Source organism: Tsukamurella sputi (genome assembly GCF_007858445.1).
Classification (GTDB): domain Bacteria; phylum Actinomycetota; class Actinomycetes; order Mycobacteriales; family Mycobacteriaceae; genus Tsukamurella; species Tsukamurella sputi.
The window spans coordinates 696,131-709,003 of sequence record NZ_VIGV01000001.1; the positions used below are offsets into that span (position 1 = coordinate 696,131).

Genomic DNA, 12,873 nt, shown 5'->3' on the forward strand with positions numbered 1-12,873 from the left:
CAGTCCCCGAGCCATTGTCACCCTCGCACCTGCTCCGCCTCGACCTCTTCGAGCGAGCGGTTGGAGGTCTTGGGTCCGAACGCGACGACGACGAGCGCGGAGACGATGTAGGTGGCTGCGGCAACGGTGAACGCGCCCTCGCGTCCCCAACCGAAGACGCCCTTCGGGGACGGGTAATACAGGGCGGTGTACAGGATTCCCGTGACCATGGCACCGGTGCGACCGATCCCGAAGATGATGCCGGAGCCCAGGCCGCGAGCGCGGGTGGGCACGACCTCCGGGATGTAGGCGTAGTACGCGGAGAAGACCACACCGGAGAGGATGAACCCGACTGCGGCGCCGACGTTGTACAACGAGATGCCACCGAAGGCCGTGGCCAAGATCGCGACCGCTCCGGTCAGCGAGCCCAGCAGAATCACGATCTTCCGCTCGAAGCGACTGATCAGGATGTAGGTGAGCACCGGGGTCACCACGTACACGCTGGACCACACCAGGTACGACACGTACGAGCTGTGGAGCGCGGCGGCCTTGTCCGCCCCCTCGGCCAGGTGCATCCCGTACAAGACGGTGACGATGAAGTTGTGGTGCAGGTAGAGGCCGAGAGTCGCACCGAACCAACCGAACCCGACCACGGCGACGATCTTGAGCAGGCCCCTGTCCGACAGGAGGCCGCGGACGGTCAGATCCGCCTCAGGCATGTCGTCGGCGACCTCGACCGGACCGAGGGGCTTACCTCCTGCGACCGCTTCCACCTCCAGGCGCTCGACGATGCGCTCAGCCTCATCCGTCCGGCCGTTGGCGATCAACCACCGAGGGGATTCGGGCATGAGCATGCGAACGGCCGGGACGATCACCAAGCCGACAGCACCGATGAGGGCAAGGATCCGCCACGCTCCGGGTTCGTTGTCCGGGAGGATGAACACCGACAGCGCAGCCAGGATCGGGGAGGTGACCGTGAAGGAGAAGGTCGAGACCGCAACGAATCTGCCCCGCTTGGCAGCCGGGAACAGCTCCGCCATGTAAGTCACCAACACCGAGGTCACCGCCTGCACACCGATGCCCGTCACGAACCGTGAGACCAACAGGTACTCGTAGTACGGCAACGCGGCGGTCATCAACGACATACACGAATACAGGACGGTTCCCCAGATCAGAACCGGACGCCTGCCGTAGCGATCGGCGAGACGACCACCGACGATCGCCCCCACGATCATCCCCGCGTAGAAGATCGAAAGCACATTCCCGACCGCCTCCGGCGCGACACCGGTCTGCGGATCACGCGGAAGCTCCGTCGCCAGAGGAATATTGAGACCGTTGTCGTAATACTCGATCATCATGTTGAATGCGATCAACACTATCCACACGATATGCGACCGCACGACGGGAAGTCGGTCCATACGGGCCAGGATCTCGCGACCACGGCCAGTGTCGGATTGCATCGACGCTAGAGAATCGGACATGACGCTACTCACTTCACTAGGAGCGGAAGGGGCGACCGGCGTCGAAGGCGCGGGTCGTGATGGACAGCTTCCCGTCGAGGATCGGAAGTCGCCCCCCTCACCTCGACATCACTGTGACGTGGGACACGTTAGCGGCCGGCCGCTTTTTACGCAACAGTTGTTATGAAAATCAATCGGACTTCTGAACTGCATAGATGCGACAATCGTGCCGAAGTCGGCGATCCAGGACCCACTCCCGGTTACGGTGGGAGCACCTCGAAGTTAAAGGTGGTTCTCCCATGTATCCAGGAGCCTTCGCAGACCCCACCCCGGGCAAGCCCGCAGCGATCGACGCCGCCACCGGCGAGATCCTGAGCCATGCCCGCCTGAACGACGAGTCGACGCGGGTCGCGCATCACCTGCGGGGGCTGGGACTGCGCCGCGGCGACACCGTCGCGATCGTCGCCGGGAACGATCTGCGTATCTTCTCCGCCTACGCGGCCGCCATCCGCAGCGGCCTGTACGTGACCGTGGTCAACTTCCACCTGACGCCCACCGAAGTGAACTACATCCTGGCGGACTGCGAAGCCCGGGCCCTGTTCGCGGGCGCCGACGTGGCCGACGCCGTCTCCGAGGCGTTGCAGCTCCCCGCTCTCGCGGAGCCCGGGCACGCGATCACCTGGGGCGGAACGATTCCCGGATTCGCAGACTTCGCGACCGTTCTCGCCCAAGCCGATGCCACCCCGCTCACGGAGCAGCCCCGCGGCACGGACATGCTCTACTCCTCAGGCACGACGGGACGCCCGAAGGGCATCCGCATCCCCTTGCCGGAGGGCGGGGTCGACGAGGTTCCGGACGCCTACACCGCGATCTTCGCCCCGATGTACGGCATGGACGACGACACCGTCTACCTCTCCCCCGCGCCGCTCTACCACGCTGCGCCGCTGCGCTTCTGCGGCGTGACCATGTCCGTGGGCGGCACCGTGATCATGATGCACCGGTTCGATCCGGAGGAGGCTCTCGCGCTCATCGCCAAGTACCGCGTGACGCACAGCCAATGGGTGCCCACCATGTTCGTGCGGATGCTCAAGCTCCCGGAGGAGACGCGTTCCCGTTACGACACCAGCAGCCTCAAGGTCGCGATCCACGCCGCCGCGCCGTGCCCTGCGGAGGTCAAGCAGTCGATGCTCGCCTGGTGGGGGCCGGTGATCCACGAGTACTACGCGTCCACCGAGGCCGCGGGCGCGACCTTCATCGGGCCGCAGGAGGCCTTGGAGCGCCCCGGCTCAGTGGGTCGCGCCGGGCTGGGCATCGCCCGGATCTGCGGTGACGACGGTGCCGTTCTCCCCGCCGGCGAGGTCGGCACCATCTACTTCGAGCGGGACGCGATGCCCTTCGCCTACCACAACGCCCCCGAGAAGACGCGCTCCGCGCAGCACCCCGACCACGAGAACTGGGCCACCACAGGCGATGTCGGCTACCTCGACGAGGACGGCTACTTGTACCTCACCGACCGCAAGGACTTCATGATCATCACCGGCGGAGTGAACATCTATCCGCAGGAGGCGGAGAACGCCCTCATCATGCATCCCGCGGTGACCGATGTGGCGGTGATCGGAGTGCCGCACGACGACCTCGGTGAGACAGCGCTCGCCTGCGTCCAGCTCGCCCCGGGCACGACCCCGTCGGACGAGCTGGCACAGGAGCTGATCGCCTACGCGGGAAAGGCGCTGGCCCGCTACAAGCTGCCCCGCGCGGTGCGCTTCGTCGACAGCCTGCCGCGGACCCCCACCGGCAAACTGGTCAAACGGCTCATCAGTCTGGACTGACGGGAGGCTGCCCGTTTCGCCTCGGCCGAAGTGGCCTATCTCGTCAGGTCCAGGCCCAGCCAGTGCTCCGGCTCGAGGGTCACGGTCACCATCTCTTGTTGCTCCGAGAACTTCAGGTAGCTCTCGAACGCCTCCCCCTCGAGGTATCTCCCTGCCATGTACTCGAACTCGCTCCAGGGGGTCGGCCGCACTTCAACGACAGGCCCTTCGACGCTGACGTACATGGTACGAGGCGTCACGGTGTCGACCATCAGGGTGAATCGGCCGGCGGCCTCGATCGCCCGCATCTTTCGGGACTTCGGGTCGAGGATCACCGTTGGACGGCCGCCGGGCTTGTAGTCGTACCAGACCGGAACCGTCAGCGGTCCGCGACCCGGTTCGACGACGGAGAACGCCGCGATGTGGGGCTGACTGAGGAACTCTTGCTTCTCTGCTTTCGATAGCGCCATTCCATCATCATCTCAGATCGAAGGTACGAATTCGCCTGAACTGCAACATGACTCGAAGACCAATGAGCACGTCGACGATTCCGATTGTGCTGCGAACATTGCACGGATCCCGCCAGGCGACGAGCTCGCCGGTGTAGCCCTCGCAAGCGCGGGGGCTACACCGGCTGACGTCCGGGTGCGCCAGAAGCGGCGGTCAAGCGATGGATCCCCGTGGACTGACGTCGCCCTCCGAAGAGGGGTTCAGCGCATCCTGCTCCGTGTTGATCCGCTCCAGGGCGAGGTAGCCGCGGGAGAAGGTCACGATCATCAGGGCCCAGATAGAGAGCGAGACGATGTAGAACACCGAGTGCTCCGAGTCCTCACCCGGGAGAGTGACGAAGTCGTAGATGATCGCCACGAAGGCGCCGAGGGCGTTACCCACCGCCACCCAGATCGCGCTGCTGCGGTCGCCCGCCTGCCACAACTTCGGTACGAGGTAGATGAACACGAACAGCGCCGCACCGAGATTCATGATGAGGTAGAAGATCGACCAGCTCATCTCCACCGGACGCACATCGAGAGCGCGGTTGAGACCCGCCGCTACGCCGGCCAGGATGGCGACCGCTTCCACCCACCAGGTCGGCCGGTAGCGATGGGTCACCGCCATGAGGCCGATCACGAGGATCACGGTCATACCGAAGGACCTCGAGAAGGCGTCGAAGAACACCATGAGGTGGTAGCTGAAGCTCTCGTGGTCCGGGGCACCGTCGGGCGTCGTGAAGAGGCCGGCGAGGAGGAGGACGTTGACCCCGGAGACCGCCATCACGACCCACTCGAGACCGAGCAGGAAGTTGCGGTAGCCGCGGAGCAGCTTGTACCCGTAGTAGAAACCGGCTCCGACCATCGCGAGATCCGCGAGGAGGATCAGAATCATGCGAGTGGTGCTCATCGGGACTCCTCGAGTGCGTCACGGATCGCACTACACACGCGGTCGACGGCGGCCCGGGCCGCGGGGCTGATGCGGGTCATCGAGACGTAGCCGTGTACGAGCCCGCTCTCACGGAAGACGCGCACCGGCACACCGGATTCGGCGAGCCGCTCCGCATAGGCCAGCGCCTCGTCGCGGAGGGGGTCGAAGCCCGCCACGGTGATCAGCGTCGGCGGCGCCTCGGACAGGTTGTCGGCGAGCATCGGCGACACCCGGGGGTTGCGCCCGTCCGCGCGATCGGGCAGGTACAGATCGGTCAGCCAGGCGATCTGCTTCGCGGACAGCGCACCGTTGCCGGCGAATTCGGTCCGCGAGGCGTACTCGCCCACCGCGTCGACCACGGGGTACATGAGCACCTGCAGGTAGGGACGGATCTCCTCGCTCGCCACGTCGTTCGCGAGCACCGCGCAGAGGTTACCGCCGGCGCTGTCGCCGAGCAGCACGATCCGGGTCGGGTCGATCCCCCACTCGCCGGCGTGCTCCACGGCGTAATGCCACGCGGTGACCGCGTCGTCGACAGGGCCGGGGAACGGGGATTCGGGCGCCAGGCCGTACTCGACGGAGAGCACGTTGACCCCCGCGCCGTCCGCGATGAGGCGGACGGGCACGTCGTAGTCCTGCCGGCTGCTGAGAACGAAGCCTCCGCCGTGCAGGAACAGGACCAGAGCCTTCGACGGTGTCGCGGGCCGGTACAGCGTGGCGCGCACGCCGCCCGGCATGACGATCTCCGGCTCGACCCGCACGCCCGCAGGCGCCTCGTCGGCGAAGACCCGCGAGTCGTTCGCCACGATGGCGCGCGCCTCCTCCGGGGTGCCGTCGCTGAAGTCCGGCGCATCGGCGGTGAGCTTCAGCAGGAGGGCGATCTCGGGTGCCATCACATCGCCGTCGGCGTTGACCACCCGGGGCGCGAGCCTGCGCATCAGTCCGGTGGGGACTCCGGCGAGGAGCGCGGTGAACGCGCTGCGCTGCACGCGCTCGGCGGCGCTCAGTGCGGCGGGCACCTGGACGGGGGCGGGCACGCCGGCGGAACCCGTCGCCCGTGTTGTGACGGTCATGCCCGCGCCTCTTCGACCACGGAGCGGGCGCCCAGCTCACGCTCGAGGCGCGAACTGAACTTCAGGTTGTCGTCGATCACGGAGCCGCGGTACATCTTCCGGTCGTCCATGAAGACGTTCTCCATCTTCCACGGCACGGAGTCGCCCTGGCGCGGCAGGTCGTCCTTGGAGCGCTGCATGTAGCCCGAGTTGAGGTCGAGCATGGACCGGGTTCCCACGCCGGCGGGAGCGTGCGGCACGGCGGTGTCGTAGCCGTGGGTGTCCATGTGGCGCAGGATCTCGATGATGCTCTTACCGAGCAGGGCGATCTTCAGCGTCCACGACGACTTGGTGTAGCCGATCGCATTCATCCAGTTCGGCACGCCGGAGAGCATCATGCCGCGGTAGACGACGGACTTGGGCAGGTCGACGGGGCGCCCGTCCACGGTCAGGTCGATGCCGCCGAAGAGCCGCAGGTTCAGGCCGGTCGCGGTCACGATGACGTCCGCCTCCAGGTGCTCACCAGACTCGAGCTCGATGCCCGTCCGCGTGAAACGGACGATCTTGTCCGTCACCACGGACGCACCGCCGTCCCGGATGGACTTGAAGAAGTCACCGTCGGGGGCGAGGCACAGTCGCTGCTCCCACGGGTTGTAGGGCGGGTTGAAGTGCTTGTCCACATCGAAGCCTGCGGGCAGCTCCTTGACGTTGACGCTGCGGATGTACTTGCGCGCGGTCTTGGGCAGCTTCGTGAGGAACGCAACCACGGCGGCGTCCATGAAGATGTTCTTCCACCGGGTCGCGAGGTAGCCAGCTCGCTCGCCGAGCAGGCGGGTGAGCTTGAGATTCAAGGCATCAACGCGGGGCAGGGTCAGGATGTAGGTCGGGGTGCGCTGCAGCATGGTCACGTGCTTCGCGGCGCCCTCACCCTTGAGCATCGACGGGATCAACGTGATCGCGGTCGCGCCGCTGCCGATCACGACGACCTTCTTGCCGGAGTAGTCGTAACCCTCGGGCCAATGCTGCGGGTGGATGATGTCGCCCTGGAAGTCCTCCCGGCCCGCGAACTCCGGGGTGAAACCCTCCTCGTACTTGTAGTAGCCGGTGGCTCCGAACACCCAGCCGGCCTTGATGATCTCCCGCCGGACGGTACCGTCGGCCTCCGTCACGTCGACGCTCAGCAGCCATTGCGCGTCATCGCTCGACCACGCCGCGGAGACCACCTTGTGGCGGTAGCGGATGCGGTCGGTGAGGCCGTACTCGTCCGCGGTCTCCTTGAGATAATTCAGGATCAGCGGGGCGTCGGCGATCGCGTTCTCGTCCTTCCAACTCTTGAACTCGTACGCGAAGGTGTGCAGGTCGGAGTCGGAGCGGATGCCGGGGTACTTGAACAGATCCCACGTGCCGCCGATGGAGTCGCGCCCCTCGAGCATGGCGATCGACTTGTTCGGGAACTCCTTGGTGATGTACGCCCCGGCTCCGATCCCCGAGATCCCTCCACCGATGATGACCACGTCGAAGTACTCCGGGGCCTGTGCTGTGTTGCTCATCTTGTCGATTCCTTCCCTGCGCCGAGCGCTTCGTGATGCAACTCAGATTGCCGGTCGGGGTGTGTTGCGCACCACATCGAATCTCAACGTCTTGATCGGCGCAGCGGTGGAAATCTCACCCCTCCGGAGGTGATCGCAGGGCCGCCTGCGCGGGCAGTGCAACCTGCACCGCGCTCGCGGACAAGACGCTGAAACATGCGGTGGTCGAACCGACCGACGACCGGCCACAGTGAGACCTGTGCCACATCCGGCCCTGCGTTCGCGCGGCCGGCTGACAACAACGAAGGACATCAACCGTGACTCACACCGTCGTCCTGGTCGGCCTCGGCGCCACCGGACTGGCCATGGCCGAATCGCTCCTACGCCGCACCGACGTGACCGTGGTCGGGGCCGCCGACAAGAACCCCGCGGTCGTCGGTGCCGATCTCGGCACCCTCGCGGGGCTCGAGGCGCGCGCCGTCACCGTCGTCGACGATCCCGCGCTCCTCCCCGGGGCCGACCTCGCGATCGTGGCCACGACCTCCGACCTGAACCTGGTCGTCGACACCCTCGTCCCACTGCTCGAGCGCGGTTACAACGTCATGAGCATCTGCGAGGAGCTCTCCTACCCCTGGTCGAGCCACCCTGAGATCGCGCGCCGGCTCGACGAGACCGCCAAGGCCCACGGCGTCACCGTGCTCGGCACGGGCGCGAACCCGGGCGTCCTCATGGACACCCTCCCGCTGCTGCTGACCACCCTCACCCAGCGCGCCGAGCGGGTCGTCATCCGCCGTCGCACGAACATGTCGCGCTACGGCGCGATCCTCTCCAAGTTCGGCCTCGGCCTCACGCCCGCACAGTTCGACGATGCCCAGGCCGTCGGCAAAGTGGTCGGGCACTACGGCTTCGAGCAGGCCATCAGCGCGCTCGGTGCCGGCCTCGGGTGGCCCCTGGACGCGATCGAGGTCGGCCGCGTCTCGCCCGCGATCGTCAGCGAGACCGTCCGCACCGGGGAGCACATCGTCATCGAACCCGGGGAGATCGCCGCCGTCACCCACGCCGCCCGCGGCACATTGGACGGCCGCGCGGTGATCGACCTCGAGATCATGTTCGGCTTCTTCGACGGAAGCGACCCGGTGGGTGCGGGCGACGACTACCGCATCGAGGGATCTGACCAGGTGATCGAGCTGTCCTCCCCGGCCGGCTTCGAGTCCTTCGTGAGCACGATCGCCGCGGCGGTGAACGTCGCGACTGCCGTGGTCGAGGCTCCCAGCGGATTCCTCTCCATGGGAGACCTCCCGGTCGCGCGGATAGCGTCGAAGGGTGCCCACTTGGCCACTGCGCGCGCGCCGCGGGACTGAGCGGCGTGCCCGATCCGTAGCCGACTGTCTGATTCGCGCTGTCCGCTGCACAGCCCACGGCGTCCTGCCCGGTGCAATTCTCACACCACCGCCACGCAAGTGGTTCAAAGGTGCAAGTGCCGCGCGGACGCACAGGTCGACATAGTGAGATGCACACCACATCGGTCAGCCGATGTGATCCGTCACTCAGATAGTCACCAGCAGAAGGAAACACCATGACCGCAGTCGACGCGTCCCTCCAGCGGGTCCCGAACACCACCCCCGTCGCCGAGATCCGCGAGATCGTCGCCCGCGACGGCGGCGTCATCATCGAGGGCCTCCTCACCGCCGACCAGATCACCCGATTCAACGCCGACATCGAGGCCCCGCTGCAGGCCCTGCACCCCGGCAGCACCCACGAACTCGAAATCGTCCAAGAGTTCCACGGCGCCAACACCAAGCGCCTGACCAACCTCGTCACCCACAGCCCCGTCTTCCGCGAAGAGATCATCGACCACGACCTGGTCCACGCCCTCTGCGACGCCACCTTCCTCGAAGAGTCCGGCACCTACTGGATGACCACCGCCCAGGTCATCGAGATCGGCCCCGGCAACCGCCCCCAGATGCTCCACCGCGACCTCGAAAACTGGTACCCCTTCGTCGGCATGGGCCCCGCCGGCCCCGAAATCACCCTCAACTTCCTCATCGCACTCACCGACTTCACCGAGGACAACGGCGCCACCCGCGTCATCCCCGGCAGCCACCAATGGCCCGACTACAACGACCGCGGCACCCCCGAACAGACCATCCCCGCCATCATGAACGCCGGCGACGCCCTCTTCTTCAGCGGCAAAACCGCCCACGGCGGCGGCGCCAACATCACCACCGACGAATACCGCCGCGCCGTCTCCTTCGCCTTCAACCCCGGATTCCTCGTCGGCGAAGAGGCCTACCCCTTCCTCGTTGACCGCGACATCGTCAAGACCCTCCCCGAACGCGTCCAGCGCATCCTCGGCTTCCGCTCCCAGTACCCCCTCGGCTCCCCCGGCCTCTGGCAAGTCGACTACAGCGAACTCGGCGACTACCTCGGCCTGTAACGACCGTGGCACCCGACGACCTCTGGCCCGAGCCGTCGGACCGCGTCCGGGAGCTCCTCCGGGGTGTCGCCGAGACGATGCTCGCCCGACACACCGAGATCCTGGCCGATATGGAGGCGGCATCGCTCCGTGACCCCCTCTACCGGGAGATCTCCCAGGATCCGGTGCTGGCCGAGGCCAGCGACCGCGTCGCGGTCCACACCCTGAAGAAGTGGCTTACCTCGAACATCGCCGCGCCCGGCGCGCGGGTCCCGGCGGCCGAGAGTGAGGAGACACGCGCGTACGCCCGCAACGTCGTCCTGCGCGGACTGACCACCGACGAGGTCACCTCGTGGCGGACCGGGCAGTACGTCGTGTGGCGGTGGTGGCTCGCCGAATGCTTCCTGGCGACGAGCGACCCCGACGAGCTGCGGGCACTCGTGGAGATCTCCGCCTGCTCGCTCACGACCTCCGTCGATGACGACATCGCCGCGCTCGCGCACCAGGTCGACGCCGTCCGCGAGGAGTTCGCCGGCGGCGCGCAGCTGCAGCGCTACGCCACCGTCGAACTGCTCCTGCAGGGTGCGGACATCGCGCCGGCCCGCGCGGAGGCCCAGCTGGGGTACGCGCTGACCGGTCCGCACATCGGCGCCGTGGTCTGGACGGATTCCGAGAAGAACGTCGGCGCCCTCGAGGCCACGAGTGAGCAGTTGATACGCGCCTGCGGGGCGCGCGGCCGGCTCACCGTCGTCGCGGGAACCTGCGCGCGATGGCTGTGGATTCCGGCGAACACGGTGCCGCCGACAGCGGACCTCGAGGAGCTCCTCGCTCGCCACCCCCACACTCGGGTGGCGCTGGGCCGCGCGGCGTCGGGCATCAACGGGTTCCGGCGGACGCACATGGATGCCGCAGCGGCACAACGCCTCCTGGCACGACTCGGCTCGCCCCTCCGCGCGGTCCGGTACGAGGACGTCCAGATGATCGACCTCATGTCCGCCGACGTCGGCCACCTCGACCAGTTCGTCTCGGACGTCCTCGGCGATCTCGAGAACGCCAGCCCGGTCCTCCACCAGACGGTGCTGGCCTACGTCGAGGAGGGACTCAACCGCTCCAGCACCGCAGACCGCCTCTACACCCACCGCAACACCATCGACCGGCGCCTCGCCCGCGTCGACGAGCTCCTCCCCCACCCCTTCGCCGACCGCCCGACCGAGGTCGCAACGGCGTTGACAGTGCTCCGGATCCGCGGCGCGGCCTGACCCCGACGCCGTCCGACCGAGCGCATCACCTCCGGGCCGCTCGCGGCCCACCTTCCCCCTTCGAAGAAAGACGATCCATGACCCTCAACCGCTTCACCTGCGCCCTCGCCGTCGCCGCCGCCTGCGCGGTGGCCGTACCTGCCACGGCCTCCGCGGCACCGGCGCCCGCACCCGCTCCTGTCGATCCGATCACTGCGATGGTCTGCCAGGAGGCCGGCGCCTATCCCGGTGGCGCTCCGGCGATCCTGCAGGAGATCGACTCCATCGGCGAGATCGAGCATCAAGTCCTCACTGCGATCGAGCCGCACGTCCCCGGGCTCACCGCGGCGATCACCGCTGCGGCGCGCCCGTCATTGGAGCACATCGTGTCGATCCTCCAGTCGTGCCGCTGATCCACGCGGCAACGGATCGGAGACGAAACATGACCGGCATCCCCGCAACACCCGTGACGGAGTCCACGCCCGCCACGCCCTCTCGGAAGGCTCCGCTCCTCATCGCCGTCGGTGCGCTGTTGGTGGTCCTGACGAACGCCATCGTCTTCGTTCTACCGCCGCTGCTTCCCGTGATCCAGCAGCAGTTCTCGTTGCCGACGGTTGCCGAGACGACGTGGCTGTACACCGCCGCGGTCCTCAGCGGTGGGGCCGGGTTCATCGTGCTGCCGCGCATGGCGGACCTGTACGGCGACCGCAATACCACTGTGGCCGCGTCGGCGTTCCTCACCGTCGGCGCCGCGACAGCGGCGATCGGGAACTCCTACGCCGCGATCCTGATCGGCTCGGTCCTCATCGGTTTCGGCGGTGCGGCGCAGCTGCTCCCACTAGGATTCCTGCGCCGCAACCTCGGTGAGAGCGGCATCGCCACCGGCGTGGCCGTCGTCGTCATCGCCACCGGCGGCGGCATCGTGCTCGGGATGATCGGCGGCGGACTGATCGTGCAGTACCTCTCATTGCGCAGCTTCTACGCGATCCTCGCCGCGGCATGCGCGGTCTCCACCGTCGTCTGCTGGTTCGGCATTCCACATCGCCCACCCGCGGAACGCGTTGGCCGGATCGGCGTGGTCGGATCGGCGTGGATGATCGCATGGGTCGCGGCCCTGCTGCTCGCGCTGACGCAGGGGCTCACCTGGGGCGCGGGCGCTCTCATCCCGCTCGCCCTCGGAATCGTCGGGGGCGTCGCGTGGTTCCTCGTCGAACGCCGGTCGAGTTCGGCAGTGTTCGACGCGGCGGTCATGCGGGCGCCGAGGGTGATTCTCGCCTGCGTGTCGATCCTGTTCTTCGCCGCCATGACCGCCTGCTTCCTCCTGTTGGTGAGCAGTTACGTCCAGTTCGCGCCGGGCAATCTCCCCGTGCCGGACGCCTACGGCCTCGGGTTCAGCGCCTTCCAGACCGGCCTGCTGATGTTGCCCTTCGCGGTGACTTTCGTCCTCGGCGGCGCGCTCGTGGACCGGCCCGCGAACGACGGCCGTGGGCTTGCGGTGCTGAGCGTCGGCGCTGTGATCACCGCCGCCGGCCTCGCCTGGATGGCCGTGGCGCATCACAGCCCGTGGCAATATCTCGTCGGGGCCGCGATCGTCGGACTCGGCTGCAGCATGGGCTACTCGGCCGGGTTCGCTCTCATCCAGCTCGGGACGCCCGAGGAGAAAGCCGGAATGGCGACCGGCATCGCCGGAACCTTCATGGCGGTCGGCTTCGCCCTGGGCACCGCCGTGATCACCGCGGACCTCAGCGCCGAGGTGGTCGAGGAGACCGGCGGTTCCGGTGTGACCGTGGCGATCCCGAGCCTGTACAGCGTCGGCTACTGGCTCGCCGTGGTTCCCGCGTTGATCGTGGTGGGCGTCGTCGCCCTCTCGTCCGCGCGCGCCCGCCGCGCCGGGATCGCCGCCTGACCGCCCCGTGCTCCGATCTCCGGAACATGCCGGCGGGCCACGACCGGCCACGTCGGGCACGGACGT

At 67.4% G+C, this 12,873-nt stretch carries 11 protein-coding genes; 6 read left to right on the forward strand and 5 right to left on the reverse strand.

What is annotated here, in order from left to right; all coding sequences use genetic code 11:
- Positions 1–17: 17 nt before the first annotated feature.
- Complete coding sequence (locus FK268_RS03390; protein ID WP_158636029.1) at positions 18–1,355, reverse strand: MFS transporter; 1,338 nt, start codon at positions 1,353–1,355, stop codon at positions 18–20.
- 383 nt (positions 1,356–1,738) lie between these two features.
- On the opposite strand from FK268_RS03390, the gene FK268_RS03395 reads away from it, so the two are divergent.
- Positions 1,739–3,268, forward strand: a complete 1,530-nt coding sequence (locus FK268_RS03395; RefSeq protein WP_146431089.1) for an AMP-binding protein — start codon at positions 1,739–1,741, stop codon at positions 3,266–3,268.
- A gap of 35 nt (positions 3,269–3,303) precedes the next feature.
- On the opposite strand, the gene FK268_RS03400 is transcribed toward FK268_RS03395, so the two are convergent.
- The 4 genes from FK268_RS03400 to FK268_RS03415 form a co-directional block, all read right to left on the reverse strand.
- The gene (locus FK268_RS03400; protein ID WP_146431091.1) at positions 3,304–3,717 is read right to left on the reverse strand and encodes a pyridoxamine 5'-phosphate oxidase family protein; all 414 of its coding nucleotides are present in this window, start codon (positions 3,715–3,717) and stop codon (positions 3,304–3,306) included.
- Between the two features lie 193 nt (positions 3,718–3,910).
- Positions 3,911–4,645 (reverse strand): hypothetical protein, encoded by a 735-nt coding sequence (locus FK268_RS03405; protein WP_146431093.1) that lies wholly within the window; start codon positions 4,643–4,645, stop codon positions 3,911–3,913.
- On the reverse strand, positions 4,642–5,739 hold the full coding sequence (locus tag FK268_RS03410; RefSeq protein WP_146431095.1) for an alpha/beta hydrolase: 1,098 nt from the start codon (positions 5,737–5,739) through the stop codon (positions 4,642–4,644). Before FK268_RS03410 ends, FK268_RS03405 begins: the two co-directional genes overlap by 4 nt.
- On the reverse strand, positions 5,736–7,268 hold the full coding sequence (locus tag FK268_RS03415) for a flavin-containing monooxygenase (RefSeq protein WP_146431097.1): 1,533 nt from the start codon (positions 7,266–7,268) through the stop codon (positions 5,736–5,738). Before FK268_RS03415 ends, FK268_RS03410 begins: the two co-directional genes overlap by 4 nt.
- 296 nt (positions 7,269–7,564) lie before the next feature.
- Here FK268_RS03415 and FK268_RS03420 point away from each other — a divergent pair, with 296 nt between their 5' ends.
- The 5 genes from FK268_RS03420 (at position 7,565) to FK268_RS03440 (ending at position 12,807) form a co-directional block, all read left to right on the forward strand.
- Positions 7,565–8,608, forward strand: a complete 1,044-nt coding sequence (locus FK268_RS03420) for a dihydrodipicolinate reductase (RefSeq protein ID WP_146431099.1) — start codon at positions 7,565–7,567, stop codon at positions 8,606–8,608.
- Between the two features lie 215 nt (positions 8,609–8,823).
- Complete coding sequence (locus FK268_RS03425; RefSeq protein ID WP_146431101.1) at positions 8,824–9,684, forward strand: phytanoyl-CoA dioxygenase family protein; 861 nt, start codon at positions 8,824–8,826, stop codon at positions 9,682–9,684.
- A gap of 5 nt (positions 9,685–9,689) precedes the next feature.
- Positions 9,690–10,922, forward strand: a complete 1,233-nt coding sequence (locus FK268_RS03430) for a PucR family transcriptional regulator (protein ID WP_146431103.1) — start codon at positions 9,690–9,692, stop codon at positions 10,920–10,922.
- Between the two features lie 77 nt (positions 10,923–10,999).
- Positions 11,000–11,314, forward strand: coding sequence for a hypothetical protein (locus tag FK268_RS03435; protein ID WP_146431105.1), 315 nt, complete (start codon positions 11,000–11,002; stop codon positions 11,312–11,314).
- Between the two features lie 29 nt (positions 11,315–11,343).
- Entirely contained in the window at positions 11,344–12,807 is a 1,464-nt protein-coding gene (locus tag FK268_RS03440) for an MFS transporter (RefSeq protein WP_146431106.1), read from the forward strand.
- Positions 12,808–12,873 lie beyond the last annotated feature (66 nt).

What these genes read in the sequence shown, in the direction of transcription:
- FK268_RS03395 (WP_146431089.1), top strand. Translation starts at nt 1,739, where the DNA reads ATGTATCCAGGAGCCTTCGCAGACCCCACCCCGGGCAAGCCCGCAGCG.
- FK268_RS03400 (WP_146431091.1), bottom strand. Translation starts at nt 3,717, where the DNA reads ATGGCGCTATCGAAAGCAGAGAAGCAAGAGTTCCTCAGTCAGCCCCAC.
- FK268_RS03405 (WP_146431093.1), bottom strand. Translation starts at nt 4,645, where the DNA reads ATGAGCACCACTCGCATGATTCTGATCCTCCTCGCGGATCTCGCGATG.
- FK268_RS03410 (WP_146431095.1), bottom strand. Translation starts at nt 5,739, where the DNA reads ATGACCGTCACAACACGGGCGACGGGTTCCGCCGGCGTGCCCGCCCCC.
- FK268_RS03415 (WP_146431097.1), bottom strand. Translation starts at nt 7,268, where the DNA reads ATGAGCAACACAGCACAGGCCCCGGAGTACTTCGACGTGGTCATCATC.
- FK268_RS03425 (WP_146431101.1), top strand. Translation starts at nt 8,824, where the DNA reads ATGACCGCAGTCGACGCGTCCCTCCAGCGGGTCCCGAACACCACCCCC.
- FK268_RS03435 (WP_146431105.1), top strand. Translation starts at nt 11,000, where the DNA reads ATGACCCTCAACCGCTTCACCTGCGCCCTCGCCGTCGCCGCCGCCTGC.
- FK268_RS03440 (WP_146431106.1), top strand. Translation starts at nt 11,344, where the DNA reads ATGACCGGCATCCCCGCAACACCCGTGACGGAGTCCACGCCCGCCACG.